The 17304-nt window shown below is 67.6% G+C and carries 13 protein-coding genes; 5 read left to right on the top strand and 8 right to left on the bottom strand.

The features are described from left to right. Positions 1-48: 48 nt before the first annotated feature. Positions 49-792, bottom strand: coding sequence for a hypothetical protein (locus ACAG24_RS19380; protein ID WP_370474909.1), 744 nt, complete (start codon positions 790-792; stop codon positions 49-51). A gap of 222 nt (positions 793-1014) precedes the next feature. Between ACAG24_RS19380 and ACAG24_RS19375 the strand changes: the two genes are divergently transcribed. Then, positions 1015-2217, top strand: coding sequence for a multidrug effflux MFS transporter (locus ACAG24_RS19375; protein WP_370474990.1), 1203 nt, complete (start codon positions 1015-1017; stop codon positions 2215-2217). A gap of 94 nt (positions 2218-2311) precedes the next feature. Then, positions 2312-4138: an MFS transporter gene (locus tag ACAG24_RS19370; protein ID WP_370474908.1), complete on the top strand. Its 1827-nt coding sequence runs from the start codon at positions 2312-2314 to the stop codon at positions 4136-4138. Here ACAG24_RS19370 and ACAG24_RS19365 read toward each other — a convergent pair. From ACAG24_RS19365 to ACAG24_RS19350, 4 genes are all read right to left on the bottom strand, one after another. After that, positions 4135-5523 (bottom strand): NAD(P)-binding protein, encoded by a 1389-nt coding sequence (locus ACAG24_RS19365; protein ID WP_370474907.1) that lies wholly within the window; start codon positions 5521-5523, stop codon positions 4135-4137. The two genes, ACAG24_RS19370 and ACAG24_RS19365, sit on opposite strands and share 4 nt — an antisense overlap. Positions 5524-5541: 18 nt before the next feature. Beyond that, positions 5542-6900 (bottom strand): FAD-binding oxidoreductase, encoded by a 1359-nt coding sequence (locus ACAG24_RS19360; RefSeq protein WP_370474906.1) that lies wholly within the window; start codon positions 6898-6900, stop codon positions 5542-5544. Then, positions 6897-10313 carry a TM0106 family RecB-like putative nuclease gene (locus tag ACAG24_RS19355; protein WP_370474905.1) on the bottom strand — a complete coding sequence of 1139 codons (3417 nt, stop codon included), beginning with the start codon at positions 10311-10313 and terminating at the stop codon, positions 6897-6899. The genes ACAG24_RS19360 and ACAG24_RS19355 overlap by 4 nt, the downstream gene beginning before the upstream one ends. 104 nt (positions 10314-10417) lie before the next feature. Then, a complete protein-coding gene (locus ACAG24_RS19350; protein WP_370474904.1) occupies positions 10418-10978 on the bottom strand; it encodes an LppP/LprE family lipoprotein in 561 nt (186 codons plus the stop codon). Between the two features lie 102 nt (positions 10979-11080). On the opposite strand from ACAG24_RS19350, the gene ACAG24_RS19345 reads away from it, so the two are divergent. The 3 genes from ACAG24_RS19345 to ACAG24_RS19335 all read left to right on the top strand — a co-directional run bounded on the left by ACAG24_RS19345 (position 11081) and on the right by ACAG24_RS19335 (position 14707). Beyond that, positions 11081-12769: a DEAD/DEAH box helicase gene (locus ACAG24_RS19345; RefSeq protein WP_370474903.1), complete on the top strand. Its 1689-nt coding sequence runs from the start codon at positions 11081-11083 to the stop codon at positions 12767-12769. Then, positions 12766-13917: an acyltransferase family protein gene (locus ACAG24_RS19340; protein WP_370474902.1), complete on the top strand. Its 1152-nt coding sequence runs from the start codon at positions 12766-12768 to the stop codon at positions 13915-13917. Before ACAG24_RS19345 ends, ACAG24_RS19340 begins: the two co-directional genes overlap by 4 nt. Before the next feature lie 73 nt (positions 13918-13990). After that, positions 13991-14707 carry a siderophore-interacting protein gene (locus ACAG24_RS19335; RefSeq protein ID WP_370474901.1) on the top strand — a complete coding sequence of 239 codons (717 nt, stop codon included), beginning with the start codon at positions 13991-13993 and terminating at the stop codon, positions 14705-14707. Here the strand turns inward: ACAG24_RS19335 and ACAG24_RS19330 are convergent. The 3 genes from ACAG24_RS19330 to ACAG24_RS19320 are packed head-to-tail and all read right to left on the bottom strand — an operon-like array spanning position 14692 to position 17153. Further along, positions 14692-15282, bottom strand: coding sequence for a TetR/AcrR family transcriptional regulator (locus ACAG24_RS19330; protein WP_370474899.1), 591 nt, complete (start codon positions 15280-15282; stop codon positions 14692-14694). The genes ACAG24_RS19335 and ACAG24_RS19330 overlap by 16 nt on opposite strands. Next, positions 15282-16523 (bottom strand): cytochrome P450, encoded by a 1242-nt coding sequence (locus ACAG24_RS19325; RefSeq protein WP_370474898.1) that lies wholly within the window; start codon positions 16521-16523, stop codon positions 15282-15284. The genes ACAG24_RS19330 and ACAG24_RS19325 overlap by 1 nt, the downstream gene beginning before the upstream one ends. A 45-nt stretch (positions 16524-16568) precedes the next feature. Further along, on the bottom strand, positions 16569-17153 hold the full coding sequence (locus ACAG24_RS19320; RefSeq protein WP_370474897.1) for an SDR family NAD(P)-dependent oxidoreductase: 585 nt from the start codon (positions 17151-17153) through the stop codon (positions 16569-16571). Positions 17154-17304 lie beyond the last annotated feature (151 nt).

Genomic DNA, 17304 nt, shown 5'->3' with positions numbered 1-17304 from the left:
GCCGAGCGGTCGTGAACGAGGGTTGAACGGTCGCTGACGCGCTCGAAGCTATTCGCGCGGCGCGGGCAGCAGATGCAGCGCCGAGGGCCACCGCGCGGGCGGGTTGCCGAACGCCGTGTGGGCGTTCGCGACGATCTTCTTGCCCATCAACCGGTTGCCGACGCCGCCGACGACGGCCCCGATCCCGACGGGCAACATCTTGCCGAACGCCAGCGCGCCGCGCTTGAGCGCGTAGCGCTTGACGAAGTAGCGCAGCAGCCGGGAATTCAGCTGAGACAGCGCGGGCAGCGGCAGCGTGGCAGCGCCATCGGACACCCAGGCCCCGCTGGTGCGTCCCGGGCCGAGCAGGTCGGCGACAGCACGCCTGCTGTCCTCCCCGACGAGGACGGACAGCACCAGGGCGCGGCGCCGTTCGCGGTGCTCGGCGGGGATGCCGTGCACCTCGGCCATGGCCAGCACGTAGAGGGCGGTGGCCTCGAGGAAGACGACGGTCTCGCCGGCGACGGCCGACATCGCCACCAGCGTGCCGATCCCCGGATACGCCGCGGCCGATCCGACGGCGGCGCCGCTGGCCATCACGGTCGCCATGTACTGCGTGTCCAGCTTGCGCTCAATCTCCGACGGTGTGGCTGCGGGATTGCTCTCGCGCAACCGCTCGACGTAGGCCCGGACCGCGGGCCCCTGCACGCGTGCGCCGCGCTCAAGAATCTGGGAGAGCACTTTGGCGGCGACGCCCGGATCCTCGTCGGGTACCGCAGGCAACTGCTTCTTGGCTCGCGACCTGGCACTCATGAGCGCTACCTCCCTGTGAACCTGATGTCAGGCTAACGCGTGTCAAACGAATGGCGGCGGGCGCGGCGTGCCCGAACGTGATCGCAGTCACTCTTCCCGAAATGGGGAAGAAAATATTGAGAAGCGTCGCTAATCAATTTCATGGCAATATCCCGGGTTGTGAAAGCGAGGCAGGACCAGATCGATTCGCCGGCGGCGGCGGTGGCGCCCGGTCGCACCCGGATGATCGTCGTTCTCGGTCTCCTCGTCGCCCTGGGCCCGCTGACCATCGACATGTACCTGCCCGCGTTGCCCAAGATCGCGGAGGAACTGAACGTCTCGTCGTCGGTCGCCCAGCTGACGCTGACCGGCACGCTCGCGGGCCTCGCGATCGGTCAGCTGGTCATCGGTCCGCTGTCGGACTCGCTCGGCCGCCGCAAGCCGTTGTTCGCCGGAATCGTGCTGCACATGCTGGCGTCGCTGCTGTGCCTGTTCGCGCCGAACATCGCGACCCTTGGGATCGCGCGCGGACTGCAGGGCATGGGTGCCGCGGCCGGCATGGTCGTCGCGATCGCAGTGGTCGGCGACCTCTACCGGGACAATGCGGCCGCGACGGTGATGTCGCGCTTGATGCTCGTCCTCGGCGTCGCACCAGTGCTGGCGCCTTCGCTGGGCGCGGCGGTACTTCTGCACGGGTCGTGGCACTGGGTCTTCGCCGCCCTGGTGGTCGTCGCGGGCGCACTGCTGTTGATGGCAGTACTGGCGCTGCCGGAGACCCTTCCCGCCGGTCATCGGCGCCCGCTCAAAGTGAAGGGCATCGCGATGACCTATCTCGAACTGCTGCGCGACACGCGTTTCGTCATCCTCGTGTTCGTCGCCGCGCTCGGAATGTCGGGGCTGTTCGCCTACATCGCCGGTGCGTCCTTCGTCCTGCAGGGCCGCTTCGGGCTCGACCAGACCGCCTTCGCGCTGGTGTTCGGCGCCGGCGCGATCGCGCTGATCGGCACCACCCAGTTCAACGTCGTGCTGCTGAAGCGGTTCACGCCGCAGCAGATCATGGTGTGGGCCCTGGTGGCTGCCTCGGCGTTCGGAGCGATCTTCGTCGCCCTGGCGGCAGCCCATATCGGTGGGCTCTACGGCTTCGTGATCCCGGTGTGGGCCATCCTCGCCGCGATGGGCCTGGTCATCCCGAACGCGCCCGCCGTGGCACTCACGCGCCATCCCGACGCGTCGGGGACCGCCGCGGCACTGCTGGGTGCCGTGCAGTTCGGAGGCGGCGCGGCGATCGCACCGGTGGTAGGGCTGCTGGGCAACGACGAACTCGCGATGGCTGTGGTGATGGCCGCAGGTGTCATCATCGCGCTGGCCGCGTTGTTGCTGACCGGTGTGCACCGCGCCTCGTCACCCGCCCGCGTCCCTGATGAGGCGGTCGCAGAGCCTGCCTGACGGTCGTGACGCGCCGTCACCGACTTGTCGGGACAACGCCCGGACCGTAGCGTCGGGCCGAAATGTGCTTCCCTCGATTGACTTTCAACCCGCAATGTCCGAAAACATGATGCCGCGTGCCCGGGGTGCCAACCCCTGGCACGCGCTGTGGGCGCTGTTGATCGGGTTCTTCATGATCCTGGTCGACGCGACGATCGTGCCGGTCGCCAACCCGGCGATCATGGCGCATCTGGGCGCGGGCTATGACGCCGTCATCTGGGTGACGAGCGCCTACCTGCTGGCATACGCCGTGCCGCTGCTGGTCGCGGGGCGCCTCGGTGACCGGTACGGACCCAAGAACATGTACCTGGCCGGTCTCGCGGTCTTCACCGCCGCTTCGCTGTGGTGCGGGCTCGCCGACTCGATCGGCATGTTGATCGCCGCGCGCGTGGTCCAGGGTATCGGGGCGGCGCTGCTGACACCGCAGACGATGACGGTCATCACCCGGACGTTCCCGGCGCACCGCCGGGGTGTCGCGATGAGCGTGTGGGGCGCCACCGCAGGGGTGGCGACACTGGTCGGTCCGCTCGCCGGGGGTGTCCTCGTCGACAGCCTGGGCTGGCAGTGGATCTTCATCGTCAACGTCCCGATCGGCGTCCTCGGCATGGCGATGGCCGTCTGGCTCGTGCCGACGCTGCCCACCGAGCGCAACCAGCGATTCGATCTGCCGGGCGTGGTGCTGTCGGGGGTGGGGCTGTTCCTGATCGTGTTCGCCCTGCAGGAAGGTCAGTCCCATGACTGGGCACCGTGGATCTGGGCGACCATCGGCGTCGGCATCGCGACCATGGTGGCCTTCGTGTACTGGCAGTCCGTCAACACCGGCGAACCGCTGATCTCGCTGAGCATTTTCCGCGACCGAAACTTCTCGATGTCGAATCTCGGAGTGGCGACGATCGGTTTCGTCGTCACCAGCATGATCCTGCCGCTGATGTTCTACGCCCAGGCGGTGTGCGGGCTGACGCCGACGCGCGCTGCGTTGCTGACCGCGCCGATGGCGGTCGCCACGGGAGTGCTCGCGCCGTTCGTCGGCAGGCTCGTCGACCGGTCGCATCCCCGGTCGGTCATCGGTTTCGGCTTCGCCATCGCCGCGATCGCACTGACGTGGCTGTCGATCGAGATGACACCCGACACCCCCATCTGGCGGCTGCTGCTTCCTCTGACGGCGATGGGCGCGGCGGTCGCGTTCATCTTCTCGCCACTGGCGGCGACCGCGACCCGAAACCTGCCACCGCAGCTGGCCGGAGCGGGCTCGGGTGTCTACAACACGACGCGTCAGGTTGGCTCGGTCCTGGGCAGTGCGGGCATGGCCGCGCTGATGGCCTCGCAGTTGTCCACGAAGATCCCCGGTGCGGCGGACGCCTCGCAGGCCGAGGGACAGGTCGCGCAGCTTCCGGAGTTCCTGCAGCCGCCGTTCGCCTCGGCGATGTCGCAGGCCATGCTGCTGCCGGCGTTCATCGCGCTGTTCGGCGTCATTGCCGCGCTGTTCCTGCTGCCGTTCCTCGCCGCTGCGGCGCCACCCCTAGACGAGCCTGCGCAGCCGCGCGAGCCCTACGACCCCGACCACGAGCTGTACTGGGCCGACGGGGAGGACGAGTACTTCGAGTACGAGGTGTCGTGGGAACACAGCGAACCTCATCAGCCGGCACCGGCCGGTGCCCTCGCCGACACCGATGTACTCGAGCCGGTCACCGAGCCGATGCGCGAGGAGCAGCCGCCGGCCGTGCACAACGGCGCGACGTCGGACAAGCACGAGTGGCGCAGCATTCTCGACCAGTTGCTCGACGATCCGGTGCACACGTCAAACGGTCACGCCCGCAACGGGTTCGACGTCCCTGAGGGCGAAGGTCAGGACCTTCCCAGGGGCAGGCACTCGCGCGACTAGCCGCCCATCAACGCGAGCAGCTCGTCGTTGGTCTTCTTCAACGCGACCGCAAGCGCCCCCATCGCCTTGTCACGCACCCGTTCCTTGCCGGGCGGAAAGACGGGGAAGAGGTCGCGCGCGGCGTTGAGGCGCGCCGTCTTCAGCCACGCCATCAGGTCATGGTCCTGGACCCAGCGCAGAATGGCGACGTTGTCCTCCATCGTCTGCCGCAGGTAGTCGATCGGCGCATCGGGGTGGACGATCGGCGCGCAGAGCCCGTTACGGGTCGCGTCGTCGCCGTAGGTCGCCTCCACGTGCGCGATGAACGCGGAGCTGAACACCTGCTGACAGCTGCGGACGCTCTGCAGGGTGATCCGATCCCCGTCGAAGACCGGCACCGACGGCGGGCGGGGGAGCCCCTGGGTGGTGCTGTCGACGTACAGCGACGGGGTCGCCGGGACGGATCCGCCGGTGAGACGGATCTGGTCGTGTTCGACGTGCTCGAGGTGCCCCAGCCGCACCACGTCCTCGATGAGACGGAGGTGTTCCAGCTCGCGATGAGACACGATCGCGCAGTGGTACATCGTCGGCTGCACGGAGGGGTCGACACGGAAGAGAACCTCGGCGGCCTCAAGCCTTTCGAAAAGGTCCTCGGGTGATCGCGCCTCGCTGACCGCCACCGCCCGCGCGCCGATCGACTCGCGGAGGTTCTCGGCGAACTCCGGTCCCGGTTGCACATTGGCCCGGTTGAGCAGCCATGAATCGCGGGGCTTGATCCAGCGGATCTTGTCGGCCGCCACCCCGTTGCGCAGCAGCCACAGGCAGCAGTCCATACCGGTCTTGCCGCCGCCGACGACCGTGAAGTGCTCGTGTTCGGCGGCACGGCGAGGAAGGTCGTTGGGTGGTATCACGGTGATCCCGTCAGCGACGGAGAACGGGGCCGATCTCATCGACTGGACCACCGTCAGCAGGTAGGTCGCATCCACGGTGCGCCGCCGCACTGTCACGGTGTGCTCTTCGCCGCCGAGGGTGCGGATCCTGTTGTCGCCCAGGTAGCGCGTCATCGGTAAATAGGTGAGCCGTCCGGTCGGCAGCATGTGGTTGCGCATCACCTGGTCGTAGTAGGCGCACACTTCGTGACCGGTGGCGAGCTCGAAGAACCCCTCGTTGAAGCCGCTGCGGTCGACCGCGTCCTCGTTGCCCAGGGCGTGCGAGTTGACGCCGTAGTAGGCAGAGGGCTGATGGAGACGGACGAAGGGATACACCGAGTTCCAGTGCCCGCCGGGCTGGTGGTTCTCGTCGACGAGCACGATCGTCGCATCGCTTTCGGCGAGCAGGGTGTCGACGAACGCCATGCCCATCGCGCCCGCGCCGACGACGAGGTAGTCAGCTTCGATGCTGGTCATCCCGCGCCACGCTACCTGTCAGCGGAACAGAACCGCGCGATTGAGGTAGCCGGTGGGGTCGAAGGCGTTCTTGAGGGCGCGCATCGCGGCGATGTCGGCGTCGGTGCGCGCCATCGACAGGTAGTCGCGTTTGCGGGTCCCGACGCCGTGTTCGGAGCTGACGTTGCCGCCGTGGTTCGCGATGAGCTCCATCATCGCGGAGTACAGCTGACGTTCGGCGTCGCCGGTGAGTGCGCAGCGCACGATGTTGAGGTGAAGGTTCCCCTCGCCGATGTGGCCGAACAGCACGGGGATCGCATCGGGCGCATGTTCGGCGATCAGGCGTGCGGCGTCTTCGGAGAACCCGTGGATCGCCGAGAGTGGAAGTGAGACATCGAATTTCAGCGGCGGACCGTAGACCCCGAGCGCCTCGGCGACGGCCTCGCGGACCTGCCACAGCCGCTGCTGGGCATTCGCGTCGACACCGACGGCGGGTTCGTCGGACAGCTCCGCGTCCTCGAGCGCATCGGCCAGCCGATCGGTGAGGTCGGTCTCCCCGGCGAGTTCGATCAACAGCTGCCACGCGCCCTGCACGGGGGCCGAAACCCCGGCGTGCTCGGCGGTCAGCGCACTCGCCCTGGCGTCGATGAGTTCCAGCGCCGCAATGCCTTCCATGTCGCGGAACACGCGGCCGGTCACGATCAACGCATCCAGGTCGGCGAAACCGCAGATGGCCGTGACACGTCGGCGGGGGGTCGGATGCAGCCGCAGGTCCAGCGCGGTGATCACCCCGAGCGTGCCTTCGGCGCCCACGAACAGCGACGCCAGGTCGTAACCAGTGTTGTCGCTTCGGACCTGGCTGTGGCGGTGCACCACCGACCCGTCGGGGAGCACGACGTCGAGCCCGATCACCTGCTCGCCCATGTTGCCGTAGCAGACCGTGCGCAGCCCGCCCGCGTTCGTCGACGCCATGCCGCCGACGGTGGCCGTATCACGGGCGGCGAGGTCGACCCCGAAGACCAGGCCGGCCGCGGTGGCCGCCCGCTGGACGTCGGCCAGTGTCGCGCCGGCGCCCGCCCGCACCCGGCGCTCCACCACGTCGACGTCTCCGATGTCGCGTAACCGCTCGGTCGAGAGCAGTACGTCGTCGTGCTCGGGCACCGTGCCCGCCACCAGCGACGTCCGCCCGCCCTGCACCGTCACGCTGACACCCGCCTCGCGACACTCCCGCAGCACTGCCGCCACCTCGTCGGTCGATCCCGGCCGCACCAACGCCGACGCATGTCCGCGATACCTGCCGGTGTGGTCGACGGATCGACCGTCGAGGACGTCGCCGTCGGTGGTCACGTAGGCCACTCCGACGATCGCCGCGAGCCGCTCGGTCAGCGCTTCGGTCACTGGCCCGGTGTATCACAGTCGGTGAGGCACAGGAACGAGCCCAATTCGACCAGCCGGTCCGGTGTCCCCGGCAGGTATTCGGTCAGCTGGTCCGAGCGCACGATCATCGCCAGGTACTTGGCCCGGCTCACCGCCACGTTGAGACGATTTCTGTTGAGCAAAAACGCGATTCCGCGCGGTACGTCGTCGATCGAGGACGCCGTCATCGACACGAACACCACCGGAGCCTGCTGTCCCTGGAACTTGTCGACGGTGCCTGCGCGGACCTCGGTCAGACCGGCGGCCTCAAGATGGCGACGGACCTGGACCACCTGGGCGTTGTAGGGGGTGACGACGAGAATGTCGGCCTGTGCCAGCGGACGGGTGCCTTTCTCGTCGGTCCAGGGTGTGCCGAGCAGCCCTTCGATCTCGGCGACGATCGCGGCGGCTTCCTCCGGGCTCTCGTTGGCGTTGCCGAGGTGTCTGACGCTCAGGGTGCGTACGCCGGGGGCGACGCCCTCAAGGCGGCGCGCGGCGGTGACCAGCTCATGGGAGTGCAGCCTGCGGTCGTAGGACAGCCGCGACACGGCCCGGCAGACCTCGGGATGCATGCGGTAGGACAGGTCGAGGAAATAGCCGCGTTCGGGCGGCAGGGTGTGGTGACCGTCGACGAGCCACCCGAGCGCCGAACCGTCGACAGGTTCGGGATGGGTGCCCTGGCTGACCTGGGGCAGCTGCTGCGGATCACCGAGCAGGAGCAGGTTGCGTGCCGCCCGGGACACCGCGACGGTGTTGGCGAGGCTGAACTGCCCGGCCTCCTCGATGACCAGCAGGTCGAGGCTGCCGCGATCGAACTTGTTGGCATTGGCGAAATCCCATGCGGTGCCGCCGACTACGCAGCCGCCCTGGCAGATGAACATGGCATAGTCGTCGCGATCCAGCTCCGTCCACCCGGTGCTGACCGTGTGCAGTTTCTTGCCGACCCGGGCTCCGTCCACACCGGCGTCCATGACACCGGCGAACAGGTTCTCCACCACGGCGTGCGACTGTGCGACCACACCAATCGACCAGTGGTGCTCGGTGACGAGCGCGGCGATGACCTGCGCCGAGGTATACGTCTTGCCGGTGCCCGGCGGACCGTGCACGGCGAGATAGGACGAGTCGAGGTCGAGTAGCGCCGCGGTGATGTCGGTGACGACGTCGCCGCTGCGGGGCAGAGGAGCGCCGCTGCGGGTGCGTGGTGGCCGCCGCAGCAGGATGTCGGTCAGCGCGTCGGCGGGCAGATTCGGCAATCCGCCTGCCATCAATCCCGCGGTGTCGGCGATGGCTTCCTGCAGCATGGTCGTGCTGATCGGCGGCCCGGGGGTCAGCGCGAACGGCACCTGGTCGAAGGTGTCACCGTCCTTGGGTTGCCGTTCGACGATGAGGACCTCGGTCGGGGCCTCGGGATCGTCGCACCCGGTGACGGTCACCGAACCGAATCCCCGGCGGTCGGGATCGTCGGTCAACCCGGCCGGTGACGGCGGGTCGTAAAGGGCGTACATCTCTCTGCCCAGTTCGCCGTTGGCGATCTCGCCGAACAGCCGCACGTGGCGCTGCGGTTTGCGTGCCTTGGGCGGCTTGTGCCAGTCGGCGACGATCTCATGGTCGTCGGCGATGAAGACATCGCCGTCGTCGGACCATTCGTCCACCGGATTGTTGACCCGGTCGAAGTGCGCCCACCAGAACGGCTTGTCCTCTCGCTTGTGAAAACCCTTGGCGGCAGCCATCATTGCGGCTGCGGATTGTTCGGGCGTGCGGATGTCGATGCCGTCGCCTGCGAACGTGAGCAGTGTGCGTTCGACGTCGTCGGGTTCTGCGACGGCGTGTTCGGTGCTGACGACCACAGGTCCGCGCGGGGGGACGCCGCATTCGATGGCGCGCGCCATCAGCCAATCCCGCAGCCTCCGCGTCGAACGGCAGTCGTAGCGGTTGTACTCCTCAATCTCCTTGAGCACAGTGGCGGCATCGTCGGTGCGGCCCTCGTCGCGAAGCTCGCAGTAGCGGGCGTACTCGGTGATCGACGCGGTGGCGGTGGTGACCTCACCGTCGCGCAGTTCGTTGCCCATGTACAGCGGTTCAAGCGATTTGATGCTGTAGTTCTCGGTGCCGACTCGAATGCTTTTGCGCACCAGGGGATACAGATCGACGAGCACCCCGTCGCGCAGCAGCTCGTCGACCTCGTGTTCGCCGACCCCGTAGCGGCCGGCCAGGCGCAGCAGCGTGCTCTTCTCGTAAGCCGCGTAGTGATAGACGTGCATGCGGGGGTAGCGGCGTCTGCGCTTGCGCACGAACGTCAGGAAGTCTTTGAGCGCCCGGCGCTCTTCTGCACGGTTGTGCGCCCAGAACGGCTGGAAGTCGTCGGAAACGGTGAGCACGCCCCACAGGTATTCGAGGCCCCAGTCCTGGCCGTCGGTGGTCCACAGCGGGTCGCCCTCGAAATCGAAGAACAGGTCGCCTCTGTCGACGTCGGGCAACACCATCAACGGCTGCGCGTCGACGAGCTCGTAGGGCGGCTTGCCGTCAGTCCGTTCGGTGGTCTGAAGCCGGGCTTGTGAGGTGAGTGCGGCGACGGTTCGCGTCGACAGTTCGGGCACCGGGCCGTCGTGCGCGGCAAGTTCACTGACGGTGGTGATGCCGGCGTCGATCAGGCGGGCCCGCTGGCTGACCCGCATGCCGGCGACCAGCAGCAGGTCGTCGTGTTCGCGGACCTTCGCCTCGCATTCGGAGCACCGGAAGCATGCCCGCACGTGCTCGTCCTCCCACGCGACTGCTCGTCCACCGGCGAGGTGCCCGTCGAGAAGCTGCTGCAGCGCGTTGCGGCGCGGCCGGTACACCGGCAGCAGTTCGTCGACGCCGTAGCTCACCACCGTGCTGTCGCCCAGTACCAGATCGACTTCCGGTGCCACCGGAACGCCTGCCGCGGTGAGGGTTTCGATGTATGCCGCCATCTGCAGCAGTGCCTCGACCTTGACCGACCGGGCGAGCTTCGTGTCGCGCAGGCGGTAGCGTCCGCTGTCCTCCAGCACCAGGAAATCGGCGAAGCCGGCGAAGCGCCCGTCGAACATGGCGGCTTGGTAGATGACCGGCGCGCGGTCCTCGATCGCACGCTGCGTCTGCTCGGCTGCAGCCGTCAGCCCCGCGACGGTGTACTTGGGCCTGCCGATGATGGCGACTTCGGCGGCCAGCCGGAGCTCGGCGAGGTGGCGCTGCTCGTGCTCGTCGCCGAGGGATGCGGTGCGGGCCAGCAGTTCATCGTCGCCCGAGACCGCCGGCCCCCACCCGAGCCGTGCGTCGAACGAGCGCAGCAGCGCGTACTCGCAGCGCGCCGCGGCAGCCAGGTCGGACGCGCTGTAGATGACACGGCTTTCGCCCGCATCGGTGGCCACGAACACGCAGCCACTGTAAGCGAATACACCGACAGCCCATCGCCGCGAAATATCATTCCGGGTCGCGATTCCGGCCTCGACAACGACCCGGAATGATATTTCGCGGAAGGTCAGCCGGGCGTGTTGCCGATCAGCTCGACCCCGCTGCCGTTCCAGCGGAACTTCACGACGCTGTCGAGCCCCGGCACGCCACCGGAGAACTTCAGCGCGACCGTGTCGCCGGTGGTCTGCGCGCTGTCGAGACCGTTGAAACCGTAGGTGTCGGGCACGCCCGTCGGAATGAACTTGCCTTGGTGGAACAGCAGGGCGCGCGTGTTCGGATTGTCTGAGTTGGTGTTCGCTTTGATGATGACCGCCGACAGCTGCGCGCACTCGTTGTAGTTGCCCGCCAGGGGTTCGGGATTCCAGGCCTGATTGCTTCGCGGGTCGCGGGGCAGTTCGGAGACGGCCTGCGCGATCTCGGGCGCCGCCAGGTCGGTCGCGCACGGGTCGTCAGCAGGGGCGGGTCCGGGCGGAGGACCGGTGGGCTGCCCCGGCGGCGGGGTGGCCGGCGCGGCGGCCGCCGGGGTGGTCTGGTCGGGCGTCTTCGACACCGTCGAGTCGCCGGGGCTGCAGGCGGTGGTGATCGCTGCTACGGCCACCACGGAGCCGACGACCGACGCCCATTTCACAGTTGGGCACCGTACCGGCAGGACGGGCGGGGCGCGGCGAGGCGCACCGCGTATCCGGCACTGGCCGGACGTCTCGCCGGTTGGCACTAGACTTCAACCTCGATGACGTCCTCGAATGCGGAGCAAGAGCCCGCAGACCTGACCTTTGCTGACCTGCAGATACACCCATCGGTGCTGCAGGCCGTCGCCGACGTCGGATACGAATCGCCCTCACCGATCCAGGCGGCGACGATCCCGGCCATGCTGGCGGGTTCCGACGTCGTCGGGCTGGCGCAGACCGGAACCGGCAAGACCGCCGCCTTCGCGATCCCGATCCTGTCCAAGATCGACACCGACAGCCGCAACACGCAGGCGCTGGTCCTGGCGCCGACCCGTGAGCTCGCGCTGCAGGTCGCGGAGGCTTTCGGCCGGTACGGCGCGCACCTTCGCGTCAACGTGCTCCCGATCTACGGCGGCTCGTCCTACGTGCCCCAGCTGTCCGGGCTCAAGCGCGGCGCCCAGGTCGTCGTCGGCACGCCGGGTCGCGTGATCGACCACCTGGAGAAGGGCAGCCTCGACCTCTCGCACCTGGACTACCTGGTGCTCGACGAGGCCGACGAGATGCTGCAGATGGGCTTCGCCGAGGACGTCGAACGCATCTTGGCCGACACCCCCGAGTACAAGCAGGTCGCGCTGTTCTCGGCGACGATGCCGCCGGCGATCAAGAAGATCACCGCCAAGTACCTGCACGATCCGGTCGAGGTGACGGTCAAGGCGAAGACGCAGACCGCCGAGAACATCACGCAGCGCTATTTCCTGGTGTCCTACCCGCGCAAGATGGACGCGCTGACTCGGCTGCTCGAAGTCGAGCAGGGCGACGCGATGATCGTCTTCGTCCGCACGAAACAGGCCACCGAGGAGGTCGCCGAGAAGCTCAAGGCTCGCGGGTTCGCCGCGGCGGCCATCAACGGCGACATCCCGCAGGCGGTCCGCGAGCGCACCATCAACGCGCTCAAGGACGGGACCATCGACATCCTGGTCGCCACGGACGTCGCGGCCCGGGGCCTGGACGTGGAGCGCATCTCCCACGTCGTGAACTTCGACATCCCGCACGATCCGGAGTCCTACGTCCACCGGATCGGGCGCACCGGGCGCGCGGGCCGGTCGGGCACGGCGCTGCTGTTCGTGACGCCACGCGAACGGCATCTGCTCAACGCCATCGAGCGGGTGACGCGCCAGAAGCTGGTGGAGTCCGAGCTGCCGTCGGTCGACGATGTCAACGAAAAGCGCGTCGCGAAGTTCAGCGATTCGATCACCGATGCACTGGCCAAGCCGGGTATCGACCTGTTCCGCAAGCTCATCGAGGGCTACGAGCGCGACCACGACGTTCCGATGGCCGATATCGCGGCCGCGCTCGCCCTGCAGAGCCGCGACGGTGAAGAGTTCCTGATGACGGAACCGCCGCCGGAGAAGCGCCGCGAACGCCCCGACCGTGGAGATCGAAGCGACGGCCCGCCGCGCAAGCAGCGTGAGCGGCGCAGCGATCTCGCGACGTACCGGATCTCGGTGGGCAAGCGGCACAAGGTCGCCCCCGGCGCGATCGTGGGTGCGATCGCCAACGAAGGCGGATTGCACCGCAGCGACTTCGGCCACATCACCATCAAGGTCGATCACTCCCTGGTGGAGCTGCCCGCCAAGCTGCCCGGCAAGACGCTCAAAGCGTTGGAGAACACCAGGATTCAGGGTCAGCTGATCCAGCTCCAACCCGATCGCGGTCCGAAACCGCACCGGGGGAAGCCCAAGACCAAGTGACCTTGCCCGCGAGCACGGGCAGGTCCGGCGTCGAGGCGGCGGGCGGACTCGAGTCGGTCACCACGGAGCGTGTCGCCTCGCTCACCGGTATTCGTGCGGTGGCCGCGCTTCTGGTGGTGCTGACCCACGCTGCGTACACGACCGGTAAGTACCCGCAAGGCTATGTGGGCCTGGTCTATTCGCGGATGGAGATCGGCGTGCCGATCTTCTTCGTGCTGTCGGGATTCTTGCTGTTCCTGCCCTGGGTCAGGGCCGCCTTCGCCGCAGAACCGGCGCCCTCGGTGCGGCGTTACGCCTGGCACCGGGTACGTCGCATCATGCCGGCCTACGTCGTCACCGTCGTCGCGGCGTATCTCGTCTACCACTTCCGCACGGCCGGACCCAATCCCGGGCACACCTGGGAAGGCCTGTTCCGCAACCTCACCCTGACCCAGATCTACACCGACAATTACCTGTATTCGTTTCTGCACCAGGGTCTTACGCAGATGTGGAGCCTCGCGGTGGAGGTTGCCTTCTACATCGCGCTGCCTGTGCTGGCCTACCTGCTCCTCGTGGTGCTGTGCCGCAGGCGTTGGCGCCCCGGGCTTCTGCTGACGGGGCTGGCCGTGCTGGCCATGGTGTCGCCGGCGTGGATGTGGCTGGTGCACAGCACCGACTTCCTGCCCGACGGCGGCAAGCTCTGGCTGCCCGGCTATCTCGCGTGGTTCGTCGGCGGGATGCTGTTGGCCGCGCTGCAGCCGATGGGTGTCCGTGCCTATGCGTTGGTGTGTGTGCCACTGGCGGTGGTCAGCTATTTCATCGTCTCGACGCCCATCGCGGGGGAGCCGACGACCTCGCCCGCCGGGCTGCACGAGGCGCTGTTCAAGACGGCGTTCTATGCGGCGATCGCGACGCTGGTGGTGGCGCCGCTCGCGCTGGGCGACACGGGCCTGTACTCGCGGCTGATGGCGAGCCGGCCCATGGTGTTCCTGGGCGAGATCTCCTATGAGATCTTCCTGATCCACCTGGTCACCATGGAGCTGGTGATGGTCGAGATCGTGCGGTATCCGATCTACACCGGGTCGGTGTGGATGCTGTTCTTCGGCACGCTCCTGGTGACCATCCCGCTGGCCTGGCTGCTGCACCGGTTCACGCGCGTGCGCAGCTGAGCGGCGACGCTCCGACTGCTCGACTAGTTAGGTTAAGCTGACCTAACTAATCGCAGGGAGGAGTGATGGGTCCATGTCGGACACCAAGTTGTCGCGCGGGTTCGCCGGTGCGGTTCTCAAGCTGCTGCGTGCGGGCGACTATGAGCTCACTGTCACCGGACGCACCGAGGTCAGCCCGCACTACCTGCGGCTGAGCTTCCAGGCAGGCGGTCTGCTGGAAGACCGTTCGCTACACCCGACGCAGTGGATCCGCATGTGGTTCACCGACGGCGAAAAGCTGCACCAGCGCGGCTACACGCTGGTCAACCCGGACCCGGCCAGCGACACCGTGGACGTGGAGTTCGCCCTGCACGACGGCGTTGCGTCGCGGTGGGCCGAGCAGGCGCAGCCGGGCGACACGATCGAGGCGACAGTGCTGGGCAGCAACTTCGCGCTGCCCGAGCCCCGGCCGGCCGGGTACGTGATTGTTGGTGACACGGCGTCGCTGCCCGCGATCAACTCACTGCTCGGTGCCATCGGCGACGCCCCCGCGCGGATCTTCCTCGAAGCTGCCCACGAGGACGACAGACAGCTGCCGGTTCGTCGCGGCGCGGATGTCACGTGGGTGGACCGTGAGAACGCCGGCGCCGGTCTCGTCGCGGCCGTCGGTTCGGCCGCCTTCGATGCGTCCGACCATTTCGGCTGGGTCGCATGCGACAACCGCACCACCCGAGCGGTTGCGAAACTGCTGCGCGAGGATTACAAGATCGCGCGCAAATCCGTCAAGGCACAAGCCTATTGGGTGGCCTGATCAGCTGGCCGTTTCGGTAGCACGATCGGCACCACGAACTCTTCGAGCATGGTGCGCTCGTCGTCTTCGTCGTGCCCGGGGAACAGCATCAGCGAGGTCATCACCCGAACCAGCCAGCGGGACCGACGGGCGACGTGTTCGGCGTCGTCGGCCCCGAGCGAGATGACGAATGCCTCCGTCAGCGCCTTGATGACCTCGGATTCCTCGGCCATCTCGGCCCCGATGGGCCGCTGGGTAGTCGCGAACCACGAAGACAGGGCAGGGCTTTCGCGCACATTGCGCAGCGACGCGAGCAAGCCCTCGATCAGCCGGTCCCGCGGATCGTCGAAAGACATGATCTGTTCGGTCATCTCCCGGTAGAGCCGGTAGCTCTCCCGGTGCACGTAGGCCGTGTAGAGCGCTTCCCGGTTCTCGAAGTACCGGTACAGCGTTGCGCGTGAACATCCGGCAGCCGAGGCGATCTCGTGCATCCCGACGGTCGCGGCGGCCTGGGATGCGAAGAGTTCGCCTGCCGCGTCGAGGATGCGGTCTGCGGCCACCTCGGTGCGCCGCTCGGCCAGCCAGTCGCCCGCCATCAGCGCGTCACCGAGAACGGCACAGACAACGGCCGCCGGACGTAGCTGCCTCCCGCCCAGACGATTCCCGACTCGTCGACTTCGAAATCGGGGATTCGGGTCAGGAGTTCGGTCAGCGCCACGCGCGACTGCATCCGCGCCGCGGCCGCACCCAGACAGTGGTGGGCGCCGTGGCTGAACGTCAGGATGTTCCGCGGCTTGCGCGTCACGTCGAGTTCGCCTGCGTCGTCGCCGAACTGGCGCTCGTCGCGGTTGCCGGAACCATAGAGGAACATCACGCGTCGTCCCTGCGGGACGGTCACATCGCCAACCGTCACATCGCGCGTGACGGTGCGGCCGAGCATCTGGACCGGCGAGGTGAGCCGCAGGAACTCGTCTACGGCATCCGGGATCAGCCCCGGATCGTCGGCCAGCAAGCGCCGTTGGTCAGGCCGCTGATGCAGTAATTGGACTGAGCCGCCGAGCATTCCGGTGGTGGTGTCGTTACCGCCGGTGACCATGGTGAAGGTGAACGCGAGGATCGACAGCACGCCGGCGATGTCGCCGTCTGCGCCGACTCCCGCCGCGACCAGGTGCGACACCGTGTCATCCTCGGGCTCGACCCTCCGCCGCTCGATCAGCGAGGTGAAGTAGCCCATCATCTCGCCGAGGGCATCTCCGAGGGTGTTCAGCGCCCCGCCGAGTCCGCCTTCGCTGGTGTTGGCCGCGACGATCGCATCGGTCCAGCCGTCGAATTTACACCGGTCTTCCTCGGGCACACCGAGATAATGTGCGACCACCATCGAAGGCAGCGGCTTGAACAGTTCGGCCACGATGTCCCCGCCGCCGTCGGCTTTGAGGCGCTCGATGCGTTCGATGACGTACTCGCGGACCGTGGGTTCCACCGCCTCGACCTGGCGGGGTGTGAAACCGCGCGCGACCAGCTTCCGGAATTCGGTGTGCACCGGTGGGTCCTGCATGACCATGGGCGGATTGTCCGCGAGACCGATGAGGTCGAGTTCGCCGTAGTTGACCGTCAGCCCCTGCGCCGACGAGAACGTCGCGTGGTCACGCGCGCCGGCCCAGATGTCGGCGTGCCGGGACAGCACGTAGTAGTCATGGTCAGGGCAGTCGGCCGGGACAACGTGATGGACCGGGTCGTGGTCGCGCAGCGCCCGGTACATCGGCCACGGTTCCCGCCACGTCGTGGCGTCGGCCGGCTCGAACCGCACCGGCGAACTATGAGACAAAGTGGCCGTCATGCCTCATTCGTAAAACAGAAGCGTGCAGATGTCAATGATTGCGGGTCAGACGATGCTCGCTCCGCCGTCGACGTGCAGCATGGCTCCGGTGATGAAGCTCGCTCGACCGGAGGCGAGAAAGGTGATCGCTTCGGCTATCTCAGCGGGTTTGCCGACACGTCCCAGCGCATTCGGCCGACTGGTGGTCACCACGGTGTTGACGCGGATACCGGCGGACCCGAACTCGGTGGCCCAGGTACGGGTCAGTGCTGCGACGGCACCTGTCGTCCCGGACGCGACGTTGACGATCGTTCCGCCACCTCGGCGGATCATGCCGGGGGCGACGGCGGCCACCAAGAAGTACATACCGGCCAATGTGTCGACGTCCGCCACGTCGGCGTTGTTGACCAGGATGTCGACCGGCATCTGCCGGGCGAGGTGGTCGACGGAAGCGAGATCGCCCAGGTCAACTGCGATGAACCGGGCGCCGGGGCCGAGTTCGTTGACGGCAGATCGTCCCGCGCGGGACTCCCGGCCGCTGACGATGAGCTGAGCGCCGTCGTGCTTGAGCAGACGTGCGGTGACCCGTCCCAACTCCGAGGTACCGTCGGTCACCAACGCGGTACGTCCCGGGACGTTCGGTGTGCTCACAACGTGCCCTCCGTCGGTGGGGTCCGACAACAGTGGCAGGTGCGTGGCCCGGCAGGGACCACGGAAAGCCCGTAGTCCGCCGGTCGCCCTGCATCCGACGTGCCGACGTGACAGGATTTGCCGGTAATCGCGGCCGGGGCGTTGGCTGCGC

The sequence above is a fragment of the Mycobacterium bulgaricum genome, assembly GCF_041287165.2.
Taxonomy (GTDB): Bacteria; Actinomycetota; Actinomycetes; order Mycobacteriales; family Mycobacteriaceae; genus Mycobacterium; species Mycobacterium bulgaricum.
This window is presented reverse-complemented; position numbering and strand designations above follow the sequence as displayed.